Annotated in this window: 18 protein-coding genes; 7 read left to right on the top strand and 11 right to left on the bottom strand. The window is 71.9% G+C overall.

Annotation, left to right across the window (positions count from 1 at the left end; genetic code table 11):
- The first annotated feature begins 220 nt into the window (after positions 1-220).
- Positions 221-2,224: a glycoside hydrolase gene (locus tag IG78_RS0116945; protein WP_051852708.1), complete on the top strand. Its 2,004-nt coding sequence runs from the start codon at positions 221-223 to the stop codon at positions 2,222-2,224.
- 65 nt (positions 2,225-2,289) lie between these two features.
- Here IG78_RS0116945 and ddaH read toward each other — a convergent pair whose 3' ends face one another.
- Positions 2,290-3,117, bottom strand: coding sequence for a dimethylargininase (ddaH, locus tag IG78_RS0116940; RefSeq protein ID WP_347400153.1), 828 nt, complete (start codon positions 3,115-3,117; stop codon positions 2,290-2,292).
- Between the two features lie 130 nt (positions 3,118-3,247).
- The gene (locus IG78_RS42210) at positions 3,248-3,526 is read right to left on the bottom strand and encodes a DUF6243 family protein (RefSeq protein WP_225882100.1); all 279 of its coding nucleotides are present in this window, start codon (positions 3,524-3,526) and stop codon (positions 3,248-3,250) included.
- Positions 3,527-3,685: 159 nt separating this feature from the next.
- On the opposite strand from IG78_RS42210, the gene IG78_RS0116930 reads away from it, so the two are divergent.
- Positions 3,686-4,318: a TetR/AcrR family transcriptional regulator gene (locus IG78_RS0116930; protein WP_030563921.1), complete on the top strand. Its 633-nt coding sequence runs from the start codon at positions 3,686-3,688 to the stop codon at positions 4,316-4,318.
- A 9-nt stretch (positions 4,319-4,327) separates the two neighbouring features.
- On the opposite strand, the gene IG78_RS0116925 is transcribed toward IG78_RS0116930, so the two are convergent.
- A complete protein-coding gene (locus IG78_RS0116925) occupies positions 4,328-5,158 on the bottom strand; it encodes a glycerophosphodiester phosphodiesterase (RefSeq protein WP_078965191.1) in 831 nt (276 codons plus the stop codon).
- A gap of 170 nt (positions 5,159-5,328) precedes the next feature.
- On the opposite strand from IG78_RS0116925, the gene IG78_RS0116920 reads away from it, so the two are divergent.
- Positions 5,329-6,084 carry a bifunctional DNA primase/polymerase gene (locus IG78_RS0116920; protein WP_030563917.1) on the top strand — a complete coding sequence of 252 codons (756 nt, stop codon included), beginning with the start codon at positions 5,329-5,331 and terminating at the stop codon, positions 6,082-6,084.
- 221 nt (positions 6,085-6,305) lie between these two features.
- On the opposite strand, the gene IG78_RS0116915 is transcribed toward IG78_RS0116920, so the two are convergent.
- The 4 genes from IG78_RS0116915 to IG78_RS0116900 form a co-directional block, all read right to left on the bottom strand.
- A complete protein-coding gene (locus tag IG78_RS0116915; RefSeq protein WP_051852707.1) occupies positions 6,306-7,280 on the bottom strand; it encodes an SCO2278 family lipoprotein in 975 nt (324 codons plus the stop codon).
- A gap of 36 nt (positions 7,281-7,316) precedes the next feature.
- A complete protein-coding gene (locus tag IG78_RS0116910; RefSeq protein ID WP_037685668.1) occupies positions 7,317-8,177 on the bottom strand; it encodes a heme ABC transporter ATP-binding protein in 861 nt (286 codons plus the stop codon).
- Positions 8,174-9,208, bottom strand: a complete 1,035-nt coding sequence (locus IG78_RS0116905) for a FecCD family ABC transporter permease (protein WP_051852716.1) — start codon at positions 9,206-9,208, stop codon at positions 8,174-8,176. The genes IG78_RS0116910 and IG78_RS0116905 overlap by 4 nt, the downstream gene beginning before the upstream one ends.
- 215 nt (positions 9,209-9,423) lie before the next feature.
- Positions 9,424-10,431 carry a heme/hemin ABC transporter substrate-binding protein gene (locus IG78_RS0116900; protein WP_030563909.1) on the bottom strand — a complete coding sequence of 336 codons (1,008 nt, stop codon included), beginning with the start codon at positions 10,429-10,431 and terminating at the stop codon, positions 9,424-9,426.
- 91 nt (positions 10,432-10,522) lie between these two features.
- Here IG78_RS0116900 and IG78_RS0116895 point away from each other — a divergent pair, with 91 nt between their 5' ends.
- The 3 genes from IG78_RS0116895 to IG78_RS0116885 all read left to right on the top strand — a co-directional run bounded on the left by IG78_RS0116895 (position 10,523) and on the right by IG78_RS0116885 (position 14,597).
- Positions 10,523-12,154: an HtaA domain-containing protein gene (locus IG78_RS0116895; RefSeq protein WP_051852706.1), complete on the top strand. Its 1,632-nt coding sequence runs from the start codon at positions 10,523-10,525 to the stop codon at positions 12,152-12,154.
- Positions 12,155-12,217: 63 nt separating this feature from the next.
- Complete coding sequence (locus IG78_RS0116890; protein WP_030563905.1) at positions 12,218-13,819, top strand: HtaA domain-containing protein; 1,602 nt, start codon at positions 12,218-12,220, stop codon at positions 13,817-13,819.
- A gap of 115 nt (positions 13,820-13,934) precedes the next feature.
- On the top strand, positions 13,935-14,597 hold the full coding sequence (locus tag IG78_RS0116885) for a PhzF family phenazine biosynthesis protein (RefSeq protein ID WP_404827700.1): 663 nt from the start codon (positions 13,935-13,937) through the stop codon (positions 14,595-14,597).
- A gap of 86 nt (positions 14,598-14,683) precedes the next feature.
- Here the strand turns inward: IG78_RS0116885 and IG78_RS0116880 are convergent, their stop codons facing one another.
- On the bottom strand, positions 14,684-15,361 hold the full coding sequence (locus IG78_RS0116880; protein ID WP_030563902.1) for a biliverdin-producing heme oxygenase: 678 nt from the start codon (positions 15,359-15,361) through the stop codon (positions 14,684-14,686).
- Positions 15,362-15,555: 194 nt separating this feature from the next.
- Positions 15,556-16,413, bottom strand: a complete 858-nt coding sequence (gene map / locus IG78_RS0116875) for a type I methionyl aminopeptidase (protein WP_030563900.1) — start codon at positions 16,411-16,413, stop codon at positions 15,556-15,558.
- Positions 16,414-16,471: 58 nt separating this feature from the next.
- On the opposite strand from map, the gene IG78_RS0116870 reads away from it, so the two are divergent.
- The gene (locus tag IG78_RS0116870; protein WP_030563898.1) at positions 16,472-16,714 is read left to right on the top strand and encodes a hypothetical protein; all 243 of its coding nucleotides are present in this window, start codon (positions 16,472-16,474) and stop codon (positions 16,712-16,714) included.
- 88 nt (positions 16,715-16,802) lie between these two features.
- On the opposite strand, the gene IG78_RS0116865 is transcribed toward IG78_RS0116870, so the two are convergent.
- Both IG78_RS0116865 and IG78_RS0116860 read right to left on the bottom strand, forming a co-directional pair.
- Complete coding sequence (locus tag IG78_RS0116865; protein ID WP_030563896.1) at positions 16,803-18,074, bottom strand: MFS transporter; 1,272 nt, start codon at positions 18,072-18,074, stop codon at positions 16,803-16,805.
- Positions 18,075-18,086: 12 nt separating this feature from the next.
- Positions 18,087-19,262, bottom strand: a complete 1,176-nt coding sequence (locus IG78_RS0116860) for an FAD-dependent monooxygenase (RefSeq protein WP_030563894.1) — start codon at positions 19,260-19,262, stop codon at positions 18,087-18,089.
- Positions 19,263-19,295 lie beyond the last annotated feature (33 nt).

Raw genomic sequence — 19,295 nt, 5'->3', positions numbered from 1 at the left:
GCCTTGGGTGGTCACCAATAGTTGCCCAGGGGTGACTCTCCCGACCGCCGCCACCGGGCGACGCTGACCGTAGAGGTGTTCCCGGGTGCCGACCACCGCGTCCGGACGGACGGTGGGACACGTCCGGCACCCCATTACCTCACCCGTCTGACGCAGTGGCTCAAAGACCGGACGCACACCTCTTAGAACCCTCTTAACCCCACCCCCTATCAACATCCCCATGCCCGCGAACAGCACCCTCGCCCTGATCCTGGCCCTCACCGCAGGTGCCACCCCGGCCACACCAACCGCCCACCCGAACCCCCATGATCACCATGGCCACCACCGCGCAGCCCTCCCCGTCGACGGTGGCACGGCGGTCGTGGACACGGAGACCCTCGCGGTGAACGCCCGTACGAACGACGGCCGCACCCGCGTGCTGTCCGCGCCCGCGGCGACGGACCTGGGCCGTCCGGGCCCGGTACGCCGCACCGCGGAAGGCGCACGCTGGACGTACCCCGCCCGGGGCCTGGAGGCCAGAGCGCGTACCGAGCACGGCCGTCTCGCCCTCACCCTCACGGCCCGCCGCGACACCGAGCTGAGCTGGCCGGTCACCGGGACCACCGCGGGGCCGGGCACGAGCCTGCAACTGCCGCGCGGCGATGGCCTCGACATCCCGGCGGGCGACCCCTTCTGGACCTCGGGGAAGGAGAAGCTCACGGGCGCCACGGTCGATGTCGGGGCCGATCTGACCCTGCCCCTGTGGGGGTACTCGTCGGGGCGGCACGGCGTCAGCTACCTCGTACCGACGGACATCGGGACGTCCCTGACGTTCGGCACCGGCCGCGGCGGGCGGCTGCGCACCACGGCCGTCCACTCCTTCGACGGCGGCGACGGCACCCGTACGTACACCGTCGCCTTCACCCTCACCGACGGCAGCCCCGTCGCACCCGCCGCTGACTACCGCGCGTACCTCGCCCAACGCGGCCTCCTCGGCAGCCTGAAGGAGAAGATCCGCCGCAATCCGGCGACGGAACGGCTGCTCGGCGCCTCCCACGCCTATGTGTGGGGCGAGGCCCGCACCCCGGCCGGGATACGGCGGCTGCGCGCCCTCGGTGTGGAGCGGATGTGGCTCGGGTACGACGCCGGGCCCGACCCGATGAGTGCGAAGGCCGTCGCCGCGGCGAAGAAGGCGGGATACCTCGTCGGGCCCTACGACACCTTCGCCAACGGGCAGGACCCGAAGTCCGCCGACAGCCCCACCTCGGTGTGGCCGGGCACGATCCACCCCGACTTCTGCGTCCGCGACGCCGACGGAAGCCCGCACACCGGATTCGGGGGCCGCGGCTGCTACTTGAGCTCAGCGGCCTTCGAACAGGCCGAGCCCGCCCGGCACTTCCTCGCGGACCGCACCCGCGCCATGGTCGGCAACGGCGCCGACAGCTACTTCCTGGACGTCGACGCCACCGGCGAGCTGTTCCGCGACCACTCCGCCGACCACCCCATGACCAAGGCCGACGACCGCCGCCACCGCCTCGCCCGGATGCGCCGCATCGCGGAGTCGGGCCTCGTGCTCGGTTCCGAGACCGCCCAGGCCTGGGCCAACCGGGCCGTCGCCTTCGACCACGGCAGCGCGACACCCGTCGCCGACGGCCTGTGGGCGCTGCAGAAGGACCGGGAGAAGTGGGGCGGCTGGTTCCCCGAGAAGGCGCCCGGTGTCTTCTTCAAGCCGGTGCGGCTCCCGGCCTCGCTCTCGAAGGCGATGTACGACCCGCGCTACCGCGTCCCGTTGTACGGGACAGCTCTGCACGGCTCCACGGTGAGCGCCGAACGCTGGGAGCTCTCGTACGAGAAGCTGCCCGCCGAGAAGACCCGCCGCGCACTGCTCGCCATGCTCTACAACCGGCCCCTCAACCACGTCCTCGACGGCCCGGCGCTGCGCGGGAACGGCAAGGAGATCGCCGCGCTGCAGCGGTACTTCGCGCCACAGCACCGGGCCGCGGGCACCGAGCGGCTCACGTCCTTCCGGTATCTCACCGCCGACCGGCAGGTGCAGCGCACGGTCTTCGGCGACCGCACCCTGACCGTCACGGCCAACTTCGGTACCAAGGCCCACGACGGGCTGCCCGGCGGCTGCGTGGACGCCCGACTGCGCGGTGACGCCGAGCCGCGCCGCCTCTGCCCGGGGGACCTGGCGGACCTGGCGGACCTGGCGGACCTGGCGGACCTGGCGGGCCTGGACTGACGCGTGCGCGGGTACGTCAGGGGTGCGGGTGGTCGTCGGCCACCCGCACCGGCGGGGCCGCCGCGCTACGCGGGGCGCAGCTCCTGCGTGCAGCACTTCACGCTGCCGCCGCCCTTGAGCAGTTCGCCCAGGTCCATGCCGATCGGTTCGTAGCCCCGCTCGCGCAGCGGTGTGAAGAGGCCGATGGCGGCCTGCGGCAGCAGTACGTGCAGCCCGTCGGAGACCGCGTTCAGACCGAGGGCGACGGCGTCCGGCTCCTCGGCGATCAGCGCGTCGGGGAACAGGCGGCGCAGCACCGCCTGGCTGCCCGGCGAGAACGCGGCCGGGTAGTACATGACGTCGTCGGTCGTGTCGTCGAGGACCGCGAGCGCCGTGTCCAGGTGGTAGTAGCGGGGGTCGACGAGATCGAGACCGATCACCGGGCGGCCGAAGACCTCCTGGGCCTCGCCGTGCGAGAGCGGGCTCGCGCGAAAGCCGCGGCCGGCGAGGACATAGCCGGAGGTGACGGCGAAGTCGCCCTCGCCCTCGTTGATGTGGGTGGGCTCGTGGACCTCGGTGAAACCGTTGGCGCGGAACCACTCCAGGTGCGCCGCCGCTTCCGGCCTGCGCTCGGGATGGACGAAGCTCGCGCCGAGGACCCGGCCGTCGACGACGGTGGCGCCGTTGGCCGCGAAGACCATGTCCGGCAGGTCCGGGTGCGGCTGGAGCTCCTCGACGGTGTGGCCGAGCGAGCGGTACCGGTCGCGCAGTTCTTCCCACTGGGCGACGGCGAGCGGGACGTCGACGGGTTTGGCGGGGTCCATCCACGGATTGATGGAGTACGTGACCTTGAAGTGTGCCGGTGGGCACATCAGGTAGCGCCGGGGTGTGGCGCGCCGGGCGACTCGCTGCAACGAAGGCTCCTCACGGACCGCAGGGGCTGTTGCTGCCCATGGTGCGGTCTGAGGAGCCTTCGCGCAGTGATCTGAGCCGTCTCCGCTGAGCCGTGGGGCAATATTTACCCATGAACCGGACGTTCCGGCGTCATGAGTCGCTGTCGGGTGCCTGGTCCGCCCCGCCTTTCCGGTCTTCCCGGCCCTCTTCGCCCTCCCGGCTCTCCTGGCCTTCCCGGCTTTCCTGGCCTTCCCGGGCTTCCTGGCCTTCCCGGCTTTCCTGGAGTTTTCGCAGCAGCTCCCGCTTCTGTTCCTGCGGGCTCAGGCCGCCGCCGACGCGGCCTGAGCCACGCCCTCCGCGCAGCGTCTTGCGGGAGAGGTTGCTGCGCGTACCGCCGACGCCGAGCATTCCGGATCCGCCTCGTGACATGTCGTACCTCCGCGAGAATCTGTAGGCGAGACGTCTCGTCTCGCTTCGTCGTCGACTTTAAGCGAGACGGTGCGTCTTGTCCAGCGGTTTACGGCGCTACGGCCGCGGGCGGGCGAGTGGTGAGACGCTGCGTCTCGTTTCGCTGCTACATTCGACCGCATGGCTCAGAAAACCGCCCCTGACTCCACGCGCCGCAGCGAGCGTTCGCGCCGCGCGATCTACGACGCCGCACTCACCCTGGTCGGTGAGGTCGGCTACGGCAAGATGACCATCGAGGCCATCGCCGCCCGCGCCGGTGTCGGCAAGCAGACCATCTACCGCTGGTGGCCGTCCAAGAGCGCCGTCCTGCTCGACGCCTTCCTCGACCTCGCCGTCCAGGCCAACGCCCAGCTCAGCGAGCAGGCGGGACTCGACGAGCCCGCCACCGACATCCCGGACACCGGCGACCTCGAAGCCGACCTCAAGTACGTGCTGCGCGCCACCGTCGACGAGATGACCGACCCCAAGTTCGACGCCCCGGCCCGCGCCCTCGCCGCCGAGGGCGTCGTCAACGCCGAGCTCGGCGCCGAATTCCTCGAGAAGCTGCTCGAACCGCAGCTCCAGCTCTATGTGCAGCGGCTGCGCGCGAGCCAGGAGCGCGGCGAGGTGGCCGCCCACATCGACCCGCGCATCGCCCTCGAACTGTGGACGGGGCCGCTCGCCCAGCGCTGGATGCAGCGCACGGGCCCGCTCAGCCACGCGTACGCCGACACCCTCGTCGAGTACGCCCTGTACGGCATCACGCCCCGCTGACGGGCCTGCTCACCGGCGCTGCACCGGGGTCCGTGACAGCAGTCCCGGCGCGTCCGTGATCACGCCGTTGCAGCCGAGCCGCAGCACCCGGTCCCGCTGGCGCGGCGTGGTCACGGTGTGCGCCCACACCCGCGGGACGCCGGAGTTGACCGCGCGCAGGAGATCCGCGTCACGTGCCTTGTAGTCCACGTCGAGGACATCGAGGAAGGACGCCCACCGCTCCGGGCGGTCGGTGCGCAACTGGCTCCGTGAGCGCCAGAGCTGGGCGAGGAGGCCAAGGTCGTGGGCCCTGCGGGCGACCCAGGGCTTGTTCGTGTTCACGAACACCGAGCGGGCGAGGCCGCGGCCGTGGATCATCGCGGAGAGCCGGGTCAGACTCTCCGCGTCCTTGGCCTCCAGCATCAGCACGACCCGGCCGCCGAAGCGGTCGAGCACCTCATCGACCGTCGGCGGCCGCTCCACGCGCCAGCGGCCCGGCACCCCCGCGGGCGGGCGAAGGCGTACCCGCTGCCACTCCTTGCGGGTCAGGCCGCGCACCGGGCCCGTCGTGTAGGTGGTGCGGTCCAGGGTCTTGTCGTGCATCACCACGAGCGTGCCGTCGCGCAGCATCCGGGTGTCGGCGTCGATGACCTGCGCGGTGCCCCTCTCGTACGCGGCCATCAGGCCGGACATGCTGTTCTCCGGCACTTCGAGGGCGCCGCCGCGGTGCGCGGTGTAGACGATCGGGGGCAGCGCGTCGACGGTGAGCGGGCCGCCGCCCCACTCCAGCGGAGCCGTGAAGTCCGCGGGGCCGGTGAGCGCCAGGGCGGTGAGGCCGGTCAGCACAGTCCTAGTCACCATGGCCAACACCGTAGGTGGGTGATTCATCGCGGAGTGTGAAATGACGCGCTATGTCACCCACCGCCTTGCATCGCCCCGGCTGCCCCGGATGTGGACTACGACCACCCGGGGAGCAGGATGGTGGGACCATAGGTCATGCTGTTCCGCACAATGGCGAGGTGAGGGGATAGATGGGCGCGGAGTTCGGCCGGTCTTCCGGCGCGCAGAGCAGGATCTCCCAGTGGCTTCGTCGCCGCGGGCGCACCGCGGAGAGCGGCAGCGCGGTTGCCGAGGGCCGCGAGGGTCTGCTGCTCGCCGTCGCCGCCGCGGGGCTGCCGATCGCCCCTGCCGCACATCCGGCCGGTTACCGGTGTTCGTGCGACCGCATCGGCTGTCCCACGCCCGCCCGGCACCCCGTGTCCTTCGCCTGGCAGACGCAGTCCACCACCGACCGCGGGCAGATCGAGCGCTGGGCCCGCCATCAGCCGCAGGCCAACTTCATCACCGCGACCGGCATGGTGCACGACGTCCTCGACGTGCCCCTGGACGCCGGGCGCGCCGCGCTGCGGCGGCTGCTCGACGCCGGCGTGGACGTGGGGCCCGTCGCGGAGTCCGAGGGTGCGCACGACCAGGGCCGGATGCTGTTCTTCACGGCTACGCGTGGCACGCCCGAGGACGAGGACGAGTGGTGGCCGTGCGAGCTCGACTGCCATCCCGAGACGATGGACGAGCACCCCGGTCTGCGGTGGCACTGCCGTGGGTCGTACGTCCTCGTGCCGCCCGCCCAGTTGCCCGGTGAGCTCGGCGTCCACTGGGTCCGCGGGCCTGAGTTCCCGCTGCCCGACCCGCTCACCCTTCTGGAGATCCTCACCGACGAGTGCGCGCGGTATGCGGGGGAGCCCCGCGATGACGCTGCGGCCACCACGGCTTGGCCCCAGCGGGGCTGAACCCCCCGCCGGGGGGTCGGATTCCACCGGGCCGGGTGGTCGGCTTCACCGGGCCTTCTCTTCTGGGGCTTCGCCCCTTGCCCCCTCATCGGCGCTCCGCGCCTCGTCCTCAAACGCCGGACGGGCTGAAATCCCGCGCCTCGTCGTCAGCCGTCGGGCGGGCTGAAATCCCGCGCCTCGTCGTCAGCCGTCGGGCGGGCTGGAATGGCCAGCCCCTGCGGCTACTCGCCCTTCGCTCCCACCAGGCCCTGCATGCGGCTCAGGACGGATGCCTTGCCGGAGCCCTTGGGGGTGAGGGCGACCTGGTTCGAGATGCGTTCCAGGGTGATGGACTGCTTGGCCTCGCCGCGTATGAGTGGCTTCACGTCCGGTTGCACGGTGACGTTCAGGCCCTTGGACGCGGTCTGCTTCTCGTAGTGGTGCGTGGTGAAGAACACCAGCGCGTCGCCGTCCTTCGTGCGCAGGCCCAGGGGGGCGAACGAGCCCTCGTTGCGGGGCTGGTCGAGGTACTGCACGGCGAGGCCGAGCCGTTTCTTGTTGCGGTCGCGGGCCGCCTTCCACTGCGAGGTGTGCGGCCCCGGCGCGAAGGTGTCGCCGCCGGACTTCAGATAGTCCGCGTACGCGCCGCTGAGCCGCCGCGGCGCCACCGCGAAGCCGCCACGGTCCACCGCGACGGGCTCCACATGGCCGTCCGCGTCCCTCTTCAGCTCCGGCAGCCGGTCGGGGTGCACCAGGTTCAGATAGGTCGCCTCCCACCCCGCGTCGGCGTCGGCGCGGGTGAAGACGATCAGCCAGCGGTAGTCGTCCGGCTTGCGGTTGGCGAGCGCGTCGACGACGAACCAGCGCGGCCAGCCCGCCTTCTTCGGGATGGCGTACGACACGTCCGTCAGCTTCAGCGGTACGTGCCGGGAGTTGCCGTCCGGGTTCTGCGCGTGCCGCGCCTTGAGGCCCGCCTGGTTGATGGCGCCGAGCGGACCGGTGACGCGGGATGCGTCCAGGGCCGGGTCGTACGCCTTGTCCGCCCTGTTGTAGGCGGTGAGGAAGTCCTTCAGCGCACGGGCGGCCTCCGGCCCGGTCGCCGTGCGCACGACCTCCCGCTCGCCGTGCACCGTCACGCACCCGCCCGCCGTCAGCGAGAGGACCGCCACCGCCGCCGCGTACGAGACCGTCCTGCCGGGCCTGCGAACCCTGCTCATCGGATACCTTCACCTACCCCTTCCCGGGCCCGAACCCTACCGGGGCCGGGCGGCGGCCCGACGCCGGGGCGTCACCAGGAGCGCCCCGGTCCGCGGGTGCGGAAGGACCTCGATGGGCTGGCGGTAGACGTCCGACAGGAGCCGCTCCTCGAACACCTCGCCGGGGGCGCCGTCGGCCGCCACCGTGCCGCCGTCCAGGACCACGGCACGGTCCGCGTACGCCGCCGCGAGACCCAGGTCGTGCAGGACGACCACCACCGCGTCACCGGCGGCGGCCCGCTCCCTGCACACGCGCAGGACCAGCTCCTGATGGCGCAGGTCGAGTGCCGCCGTCGGCTCGTCGAGGAGCAGCAGCGTGGCGCACTGCGCGAGCACCCGGGCCAGTGCGACGCGGGCCCGCTCGCCGCCGCTGAGCGCCGAGAACGGCCGCGCAGCGAACGCCTCGACCTCGGTTGCCCTCATGGCCGCGTACACGATCCGGTCGTCGTCATCGGCGTGGCGGGTGCCCGCCCAGGGCGCGCGGCCCATCCTGACGACGTCCTCGACCGGGAACGGGAACGACAGCGCGGCCGACTGCGGCAGTACCGCGCGGCGCAGGGCGAGATCGCGCGCGGGCCAGTCGGCGGCGGAACGGCCGCAGATCCGGACCGTGCCGAAGGCGGCGGGCAGGTCGGCGGCCAGGGCGGCCAACAGGGTGGACTTGCCCGCCCCGTTGGGTCCGACCAGGGCGAGGACCTCGCCCGCGCGGGCCCGCACGGCCACCCCCTTGAGCACCTCGCGGCCGCCGAGCCGCACCCGCAGGTCCGCCGTCTCCGCCAGCACCTCACCGGGCGCCGCCGGCCCCGGCAGCGCCCGGTCGCGGCCCGTGAGGATCCGCCGGCCCAACGCGGTGATCATGCCCAACCCCCTTGCTTGCGGCGGGTCCTGCGCAGCAGCCAGAAGAAGAACGGGCTGCCGAAGAGCGCGGTGAGCACGCCTAGCGGCAGCTCCGCGGGCGCGGCGACGGTACGCGCGGCCAGGTCGGCGCCGACGAGGACGACGGCCCCGGCGAGCGCGCTGCCCGGCACCAGGAACCGGTGCCCCGGACCGGCGGCCATCCGCAGCAGATGCGGTACGAGGAGCCCCACGAACGTGATGATCCCGGCCACGGCCACGGCCGCCGCCGTGAGCAGCGCCACCACGAGGACGAGCACCATCCGCAGCTTCTCCACGTCCACGCCCAGATGGCGTGCGGGCCGCTCCCCGAGGGCGAGCAGGTCCAGCTTGCGCGCGTACAGCGGCGCGACGAGCAGGCCCGCGGCCGCGCACGGCAGGACCGCGAGCACCTTGGGCCAGGTCGCCTGCGCGAGCGAACCGAGCTGCCAGAACGTGATCTGGGTGACCTGCGCGTTGTCCGCGAAGAACAGGAACAGGCCGATGAGCGCGCCCGCGAAGGCGTTCACCGCGATGCCCGTGAGGATCAGCGTCACCACCTCCGTACGGCCGCCCTCGCGCGACAGGACGTACACGAGAAGCACCGTCGCGAGCCCGGCGACGAACGCGCAGACGGTCACCGTCCAGTTGCCGAAGAAGCTGAGGCCGAAGGCGATCGAGGCGACCGCGCCGACCGCCGCGCCCGCGGAGATCCCGATGACGCCGGGTTCGGCCAGCGGATTGCCGAACACGCCCTGCATCAGCGCACCCGCACAGCCGAGCGACGCGCCCACGAGCAGCGCGAGCGTCACACGCGGCAGCCGCACGTTCCACAGCACGCTCTCGCCGACGCGGTCGAGCGCGTGACCGCCGAGCCCGACCCGGTGCCGCACGGAGGCGAGCACGTCCCCGAGGGGGATGTCGTACGCGCCGATCCCTGCGGAGAGCAGGGCAAGGAGGAGGAGGGCGCCGGCGAGGACGACGGTAAGGAAGCACGGCGCCCCCCACCGGACCACCGCCCCTTCTCCGGCCCCGCGCGGCTCCTGGGCGACCCCGCCCGCTTCTCCGGCCGCGCCCGCTTCTCCGGCCGCGCCCGCTTCTCCGGGCGCGCGCGGCTCCTGGGCTGCGCCCGTCTGCCGGGTCCTGCTCGTCTTCTGGGCTGTGCCCGCTTCCCCGGCCCCGCCCGCCGCCTCGGCGCCGCCCGCCCGCCCCACCGGCCCGCTGGTGACGCTCACTCGGCGTCCTTGTAGAGCTGGTCCACCAGGGACTTGAGCACCCGGTCGGTGCGGGGGCCGTAGTTGAGCAGGACGCCGTCCTCGATGGACACGACGCGGCGGTCGAGGCCCGCCGGGGTCTCGGCCACGCCGGGGATCTTCACCAGGCCGTCGACGCCGCCCACGGAGTCGAGGCCCTTCGACATCACCAGGATCGCGTCCGGCGCGGCCTTGGCCAGGGCCTCGCTCGTGATGGCCGTGAAGTCCTTCTTCAGGCCCGACGCCTTGCCCGCGTCGACCGCGCCCGCCGCCTCGAGCAGAGAACCCGCGCCCGATTCGCGCCCGCCGAGCAGATAGACGGAGGCCGACCCGCGCAGATAGAGGAACGCGACGCGCGGTTTCCCGGACCGTGCGGGCACGGACTCCCGTACCTTCGAAATCCGTTGCCGCGTACGGGAGGTGAGCTCGGCGCCCGCCTTCGGCACGCCGAGCGCCGCAGCAACCGCCCCGATGCGCGGACTCACGTCGGCGAGGCTCTTGGCCGGTTCGAGGACGACGAGGGGGACGCCCGCCGCCCGGATCTGGTCGATCGCCTCCGCGGGGCCCGTCGTGGTGTCCGCGAGGACGACCGTCGGCTTCAGGGACAACACGCTCTCCGCGGAGACGTCGTGAGCCCGCGTCACCACCGGGAGCCTCGCGGCCTGTTGAAAGGTCGCGGTGATGTCACGCGCGACGACGTTCTTGCCGAGCCCGAGAGTGAAGACGATCTCGTTCAGGCTGCCGGTCAGCGGCACGATCCTGCTGGTGTCGTCGACGGTGACCCGCTTGCCGTCGGCGGACCGCACGGTCACGGGCAACTCGGGCTCGGGCGCGGCCGCGAGGGGCTCCACGCGGTCGGCGGCGGCCTTGACCCGTGGCCCGCCCCGCGCCGATCCGCCGTCGTCGGACGTCCCGCATCCGGCGAGGGTGAGCACGAGCACGGCTGCCGCCGCGCCAACCGTCCGGAGTGAGCGCGGCTTGCGCACCTGAGTCCACCGTCCTGTCGTGGGGTTCCCCGTAGGAATGATCGTAGATTAGGTTAGCCTTACCTTAGGAATCTAGACCCGGAGGGGTTCCATGTCGTCGTCGGGACAGCCGTCGTCGAGACAGTCGGCAGCGCGCCGCCGTGCCCGCGTCCGCGCCGGAGCGGCCGTCGTCGTCGCCGGGCTCGCCGGAGCCCTCCTTCCGGCGTCCGCGGCGCACGCGGAGGAACGCACGGTGCGCGGCGGCAGGCTCGACTGGGGCGTCAAATCGTCCTTCCAGAGCTATGTCACGGGGCCCATCGCCAAGGGCAGTTGGAATCTGCGGGGCGGCGCCGCGACGGTCGGCGGCAGCCAGTTCCGCTTCCACTCGGCCAAGGGTTCCTACGACCCGGGCACCGGCTCCTTCACCGCCGCGTTCAGTGGGGGCGTGCACTTCACCGGGCACAAGAAGGGTGGCGCGTACGCCCTCGACCTGGCTATCAGCCGCCCCACCGTCAAGGTCACCGGCGGCTCCGGCACGCTCTTCGCCGACATGGTCAGCAAGGACAAGGGCACCGGAAAGGTCACATCGACCGCCCAGGTCCCGCTCGCCTCGCTGAATGTCTCCGGCATCAACATGAAGGGCGGCACAGGCCCGATCGCCCTCACCACCATCCCCACGACGCTCACCGCCCAGGGCGCCAAGGCCTTCGCCGGGTACTACACGGCAGGCACACAGCTCGACCCGCTGAGCCTGTCCACCGACCTGGCGGCACCGTCCGCCGGTACGAAGGACAAGAGCGGCAAGGGTGAGAGCGACAAGGGCAAGGGCGGCGGCAAGGGCGGGACGGAGAAGAGAGAGAAGAAGGTCGCGGGGCGTATCGAGGACGCCGCCGTCGACTGGGGTGTGCGCCGTACGTTCCGCGAGTACGTCTCCGGGTCCATCGCGAAGGGCAAGTGGACGCTCACGGCGGGCGCCCAGGACGGCGGCGCGCTGTTCCGCTTCCCGCGGGGCGAGGGCGCGTACGACGAGAAGAAGCGCACGCTGTCCGCCGACTTCGCAGGTGCCGTCCGCTTCACCGGCAAGCACGGCCTGGACGTCGGACTGAGCCGGGTCGCCGTCGGCGTACGGGACGGCAAGGGCACGCTCTACGCCGACGTCCACAGCGAGGACTTCACGAAGAAGAAGGCGCCGCTCGTCACCTTCACCGCCAAGGAGCTGACGGGCCTCGCACCGCGGAATGGCCTGATCGCCGTCACCGAGGCCCCCGCGAAACTCACCGCCGACGGCTCCAAGGCGTTCGGCTCGCTCTACGAACCGGGCACCGCGATGGACCCGGTGTCCCTGGCCGTCGCCGTCGACGGTGACGCCGAACTGCCCGCGCTGCCCGACCTGGGCTCCGCCGCCGCGCCCGGCACGAAGGAGTCCCGTGCCGGGGCCAAGTCCGGGCGGGCGGCGGCGTCGGACGGTGCCGAGGACTCCGCCTCCTCCGCCTCCTCCGCCTCCTCCGCCTCCTCCGCCTCCTCCGCCTCCTCCGACTCCGGCTCGTCGAAGGCCCTTCCCATCACCCTTGCGGCGGCCGGGGCGCTGCTGGTCGCGGCGGTGGGGGCGGTGCTGTTCGCACGGCGGCGGCGGACGGCCACCGGGTCGACTCCGTCCAGCGGGTCGGCTCCGTCCACCGGGTCGACTCCGTCCCCCGGGCCCACGAGTTCCACCGGTTCCACCGGTTCCACCGAAAGACCCTGAACCAACCACCCTCCCCGGGTCCACCTCCCCCTCTCCCGTCCCCCTTCGAGGAGCACACTGACCATGGCAGCAACCCGCCGCCCCATAGCCCGCGCAGCGGCCGTCGCGACCGCCGCGGTACTCGGTGCCGCCGCACTCGCCCTGCCCGCCGTCGCCGACACCCCGGTGGACACTCCCGCCGAGGGCGCGGCCGGGGCACCCCGGGCCCCCAAGGCGTTCACGCTCAAGGACGGCACCCTGGACTGGGGGCTCAAGGAGTCCTTCCGCAAGTACGTCACGGGCATGGCGCACGGGAAGATCAAGGCCGGTGGCGGCGCCGTGCAGGCGCCGGGCAACGGGGTGTTCACCTTCACCGGCGGCAAGGGCACGTACGAGATGACAGGCCACGTCATGAAGGCGGCCTTCAAGGGTGACGTCCGCTTCACGTCGGCGCCGCACAAGTTCGACATCAAGATCGCCGACGTCAGGGTGCACACCAAGGGCAAGACGGGTGCCATCCAGGCCGACGTCACGCTCAACGGCGCCAAGCAGAACGACATCGACCTGGCCGCGCTCGACCTCTCCGGGGTCACGGCAGGGCAGGGCCCCGGCGGCACGATGACGTTCAAGGACATCCCGGCGACGCTCACGGCGAAGGGCGCGAAGGCGTTCAACGGCATGTACCAGCAGGGCCAGGCGCTCGACCCGGCCACCCTGACGGTGCGCAACGCAGGACCCGCCCCGTCACCGAGCCCCACGCCGAGCAAGCCGGGCAAGCCCAGTGAGCCCGGCAAGCCGTCGGCGAAGCCCTCGGACGGGCCCGCCACGAAGCCCACGAAGCCCACAAAGCCCACAAAGCCCACAAAGCCCACAAAGCCGACGCCGACGCCGACGTCCGGCACGGGCGGTTCCGGCCATCGGGCACCCTCCGGCAAGGTCGTCGGCGGCAAACTGTCCTGGGGCCTGAAGGAGTCCTTCCGGCGCTACATCTCCTCGGGCGGCGGGGTCGAGGCGACCGGGGGTGCCAAGAAGACCTCCGCCGGATACGACTTCCCGTACGCGAAGGCGAGTTGGGACGCCGACGCAAAGAAGATCAACGCGTCCTTCAAGGGCAGCGTGCGGTTCCGCTACCAGGGGCACGGCATCGACATGAAGTTCAGCGACTTCAAGGTCCGCGCGAGCGGCGCGAAGGGCACGCTGTCGGTGGACGTGAAGACCCCGGCGGGCACCACCAATGACGTGCGGTTCGCGACCCTCGACCTGTCCGGTGTCCCGTACGCCGCGAAGGGCGACGTCGTCCAGCTCCGCAAGGTCCCGGCGCGGCTCACGGCGGCGGGCGCCGAGCAGTTCGAGAGCGAGGAGAGGGGGTCGGTGTACAAGAAGGGCGAGAAGCTCGACCCCCTGACGGTGGCGCTCACCCTGTCCGAGGACGCCCAGGTCCCGCCGTCCGGGGGCGGAGCCGGTACCTCCGGTGAGGCTGGTGGCGACTCGGCCGCGGGCAGCGGTTCGGTCGGCGGCGGCAGTGCGGGCGGCGGTTCCGTGGGCGGCGCCGGGTCGCTCGCCGCGACGGGGTCCGACACGCCGTCGGGGGCACTGCTCGGGGTCGCGGGCGCCGTGGTCGTGGCCGGGGCGGGGGCGGTGTACGCGGCGCGACGGCAGCCACTGCGCCCGCGCGGGCACGCGTAGCGCGGGGAGCCCTCGGCTTTCGGCACGGGGGCGCGAGCGTCACATGTGATGCTTCAATGCCGGAGTGAACGGAGAGACTGAACCCGGCGCGCAGAGCACCCGCGACGTCCCGGACGTGCACCAGGGAATCGACGTCGTACGGGTCTTCTGCGCGCCGGACGGACGGCACGGCAACGAACTCGGGGTCGTGCGCAACGGCTCACGGGTGGCCGCGCGGGCGGACCGGCAGGCGCTCGCCGCCAAACTCGGCTTCAGCGAGACGGTGTTCGTGGACGACCCGGAGCGCGGCGCGATCGACATCTACACGCCCACGGGACAACTGCCGTTCGCGGGGCACCCGTGCGTCGGCGCGGCCTGGCTGCTCGACGTGCCGGAGCTGGTGACGGCGGCAGGGGTCGTCGAGGCGCGGCAGGACGGGGAGTTCAGTTGGATCGTGGCGCGCGCCGACTGGGCGCCGCCGCGGACGCTCCGCCGGTACGCGACGGCGGCCGAGGTGGAGGCCCTCGCCGTGCCGCCCACCGGCGACTGGATCTATGCGTGGGCGTGGGAGGACGAGGCCGCGGGGCGGGTGCGGGCGCGGGGGTTCCCCGGCCGCGGGGACGGCATCGTCGAGGACGAGGCCACGGGCGCGGCGGCGCTGCAACTCACCCGCGAACTCGGCCGGGCCCTCAACATCACCCAGGGCACCGGCTCCCAGCTCCTCACGGCACCGGCCCCCGACGACTTCATCGAACTGGGCGGCAGGGTGGCTTTCCCCCTCCCGCCCACCCTGTCCTGACGCCGGAGGGAATCATGAGAGCCCGTCCGGCGATTGAGGACGAGCGCGCAGCGCGATCGACGCCCACCCCGGCAGGGCGGCAACCCCTACGCGGAGAGCGGAAACTCGCACCCCAGCTCCCGAAAGACAGCGGTGTTCAGCAGGAACGCTGACTTGCATTCGTCCACGACGCGCTGCTTCTCGAGCTCGTCGGGGACGACGACGTCGAGCCCGTCGAGCAGTTCCCGGTAACCCCGCTTGAACGCGGCGGGGTTGGATATCCCCTCGAAGACATAGAACCGCACTCCGTCACCCTTGCGGTCGAAGCCCCACGTCCGCTCCGCCTTGCCGCGGATGATCTGTCCGCCGGACAGGTCCCCGAGATAGCGCGTGTAGTGGTGGGCGACATAACCACCGGGCCAGGTGCGGGCGCACTCCTCGACGCGGGCCGCGTACGCCGCGGTGGCGGGCAGGGCGCTGAGGCCCGCGCGCCAGTCGGCGCCCCGCAGATGCGCGAGGTCCCGCTCCAACTCGGCGACGCGCAGCAGCTCGGGCCGTATGAACGGTCCGGCCACCGGGTCCTCGCGCAGCGTCTGCGCGGCGTCCTCCAGGGCGCGGTAGACGAACCAGAGCTGTTCCGTATACCTCGCGTACGCGGTCACGTCGAGGCGGCCGCCGAGGAGGTCGCTCATGAACGTGGACGACTCCGCCTCCGTGTGCTGTTCGTGGGACGCCGTGCGGATGAGCGTCGAGAACGCGGGGCGCTGAGTGATCGCCGAGTCCATGGGGAACCTCCGGGCCGATAGACGGGCGGGAACCAAGGTGGCCAGGACCGATCATCCAAGGTTAGGCATACCTAAGTCAACTGGTTCCCGACGCCCTGTCGGTAAAAACATACCCCGTTCGTGATCAGGGATGCGTAAGCGATCAAAAAAGCCGGACCCTGACAGGGCCCGGCTCTTGTCGGTCTCCGCAGCGGTCACGGCAGGGTGAGGATCTCCGCCCCGGTATCGGTCACGACCAGCGTGTGCTCGAACTGCGCCGTGCGCTTGCGGTCCTTCGTCACGACGGTCCAGCCGTCGTCCCACATGTCGTACTCGTACGTGCCGAGGGTCAGCATCGGCTCGATGGTGAAGGTCATGCCGGGCTGAATGACGGTCGTCGCGTGCGGGCTGTCGTAGTGCGGGACGATCAGTCCGGAGTGGAAGGACGAGTTGATGCCGTGGCCGGTGAAGTCGCGTACGACGCCGTAGCCGAAGCGCTTGGCGTACGACTCGATGACGCGGCCGATGATGTTGATCTGGCGGCCGGGCCTGACGGCCTTGATGGCGCGGTTCAGGGACTCACGGGTGCGCTCGACGAGCAGCCTCGACTCCTCGTCGACGTCGCCCACCAGGTACGTCGCGTTGTTGTCGCCGTGGACGCCGCCGATGTACGCCGTGACGTCCAGGTTGATGATGTCGCCGTCCCTGAGAACGGTGGAGTCGGGGATGCCGTGGCAGATGACCTCGTTGACCGAGGAGCACAGCGACTTCGGGAAGCCGCGGTAGCCGAGCGTCGACGGGTAGGCGCCGTGGTCGCACATGTACGTGTGCGCGATACGGTCAAGATCGTCGGTGGTCACGCCGGGCGCGATCGCCTTGGCGGCCTCCTCCATCGCGCGCGCGGCGATGCGGCCCGCGGTCCGCATCAGCTCGATGGTCTCCGGGGTCTGCACCTCCGGACCGTTGTACGGCGTCGGCGCGGGCTTGCCGACGTACTCCGGGCGCCGGATGTTTCCGGGCACGGAACGGGTGGGAGAGAGCTCCCCTGGTACGAGCAGTGACTGGCCAGACATGCCAGCGAGTCTAACGAGCACCCGTGGGGCAGCATGGCGGGAGAGAGAGGAGCCGGACATGGCACTGTTCAAGAAGCGGACCGTGGGCAAGCCGGGCGAGTGGTACTACTGCCTGGACCACAAGAAGGTCGAGGAGGGGCCGGAGTGCCCCGGCAAGGACCGATTCGGCCCCTATGCCTCCCGCGAGGAGGCCACCCACGCGATGGAGAGCGCCGCCGAGCGCAACCTGGAATGGGACACGGACCCCCGCTGGCACGACCGCGAGCCGGAGACCGAAGGCCCGGACGCCGCCCCCCGCTGACACTTCCCCCACGGTCGCGGGCCGGCTACCCCTGCGGGCACAGCCCCGGCGCCGGGCAACCGTTGCGTAAGCGGCAAGCCAGGAGACCCTACGCCCCGGCGGCAGCCGCTTCGCGGCGGCGCCGGGCGTCCGCGTCCGTGGTGGCGTCGTACCGCAACAGCGCAGGCATCGCCGCGGTGAGCGCGGCCACCGCCCCCACGCACACGAGCCCACCCGACCAGATCGCGGGCCGCGTCCCGCTCCACCCCGCCGCCGCACCGGCACGGACCTGCCCGAGCTGCGGCCCGACGCTGTAGGACAGCACCTCTATGCCCGCGAGCCGCCCCCGCAGCTCATCGGGGATGGTCTGGTTCCAGATCGTCGACCGCCCGAGCCCGCTGAGCATGTCGCCCGCACCGGCGAACGCCAGACAGCACAGCACGAGCCAGACATTCGAGAGCAGGCCCGCGAGTGTGATCGCGGCGCCCCACCCCGCCGCCCCGCACACCACGAGCACCCCGTGCCGCCGCACCCGCGAGGTCCAGCCGCTGGTGAGGCTGAGGAGCAGCGAGCCGACGGCCCCGGCCGCGTACATCAGGCCGAGCGACCACTCGGCGTCCAGATCGTCCGCGAGGAAGGGGAAGATCGTGTTCGGGAAGGCGAACAGCATCGCCACGCCGTCGATCGCGTACGTCCCGAGCAGCACAGGACGCGACCACGCGTACCGCGCCCCTTCCGCGAGCCCCCGCAGCGAGGGTTTCTCCGCCCCGTGCGCGGCGGGCGCGGGGGTCAGGCGGGTGCACATCGCCACCGACACGGCGAAGCCGACGACGGTCACCGCGTACGCGCTGGCGTGGCCGGCGTAGGCGACGACGACGCCCGCGAGCGCGGGACCGGCGATGGCGCCCACGTTCCAGCGCAGCGAGTTCAGCGCGGCGGCGGCCGTGAGCTGGTCGTGCGGCACGATGCGGGCCATCAGCGAGTCGAGGGCGGGCCGCTGGAGCCCGGCGAGCCCCGAGACACCGGCAGCCACCACGTACAGCGGCCACAGCATCGGCTGCGGCAGGAGCGCGTTCACGAACAGCACGAGGGCGAGCAGGCCGAGCGCCGCCTCGGTCAGGAGGATCACCCTGCGCCGGTCCACCGCGTCCGCGAGCGCCCCGCCGTACAGACCGCAGACGATCAGCGGCACCAGTTCGACGGCGCCCATCGCGCCGACCGCGAGCGGCGAGTCGGTGAGGTGCTTGATCTGGAGCGGCAGGGCGATCATCGCCATGAAGCTGCCGAAGTAGGTGACCAGACCCTGCACCCAGAGGAGGCGGAAGTCGCGGGTGGAGCGCCAGGGGGAGAGGTCGGGCAGCAGGGCGACGATGCGTTTCACAAGGGGACATGGTCAGCGGCGGACGGCACACCGCGCAAACGATTTTGCGGGGTCCGCGGCTTCGCGAGAGGCGAACCGGTTCGTGCGACCGACCGCGCGGCCCACCGCGTTGCGCACCGCGAGGCCCGGCCGGGTGCGGGGCACCATGAGCCTGGAGAGCAGACCGACGCGTCGCTGCCGCGGACCCACCTCACGGCGGAGCCGCGACTCGTAGGCGGCGAAGGCGCGGGTGTGATCACCGGGATGGGCGGCGAGTTCTTCCGCGAGGGCGTACGCGCCCGCCATCGCCATGCTGGACCCGTCACCCAGCAGGGCTGTCGCCGCCGCCGCGTCCCCGAGCAGCACGACCCGTCCGCGGGACCACGAGGGCACCCGCACGGTGGTCAGGGGGTCGAAGAACGGAGCCGGGTGGTCGAGGTACGCCGCCACGAGTTCCGGTGCCCGCCACCGCACGTCGGCGTAGGCGTCGGCCAGCGTCTGCTTGTGAAGGGCGATGTTCTTGCGGTCGTGGGGCGCCGCCTTTGCGGCCCGGAAGGTGAAGATCGCGAGCGGAGTGGTCCGCGAGGGGTGGACGACCAGCATCCGGTTCGGCACGGTCAGCATCGTCATCTCGCTCGGGTCCTCGATGGCGTCGGGCTCCAGCGGCACGGTCGCGCCGTACAGGCCCAGGTCGCTCGCGAACTGCCGCTCGGGTCCGAACACCAGGCGCCGTACGGTGGAGTGCGTCCCGTCCGCACCGACCACCAAGTCGAAGCGCCGTGGCGCGGACCGCCGGAAGGTGACGTCGACCCCGCCTCCGTCCTGGTCGAGCGCGGTGACCGTGTCGTCGAACAAGAACTCGGCCTCGGTCCGCGCCGACCGGTGAAGCACCTCGGACAGGTCGGCGCGGGTCACCTCGACCGTCGGCGCCTCGTCCGAGGTGAGCGGGAGTCGCAGGATTCGCCTGCCGCCGGGGTCGAGCAGGGTCAGTGACCGATTGCGGGTGGCGAGCCCGCGGAGCTGCGGGAGGACGCCCATGCGGTCGGCGACCGGGATCGCGGGCCCCTTCACGACGATCGCGCTACCACCGGAGCGCAGTTGCCGGGCATGTTCGACGACCGTCGGCCGGTAGCCGTTCCGGGAGAGCCAGTACGCGAGTGCGGGCCCTGCGATTCCGGCACCGACTATCAGCACCTCGGGCTTCTTCATGACGATGACCTCTCGGAGTGTCGATGACCAGGT

The sequence above is a fragment of the Streptomyces aureocirculatus genome (assembly GCF_000720475.1).
Taxonomy (GTDB): domain Bacteria; phylum Actinomycetota; class Actinomycetes; order Streptomycetales; family Streptomycetaceae; genus Streptomyces; species Streptomyces aureocirculatus.
This window is presented reverse-complemented; position numbering and strand designations above follow the sequence as displayed.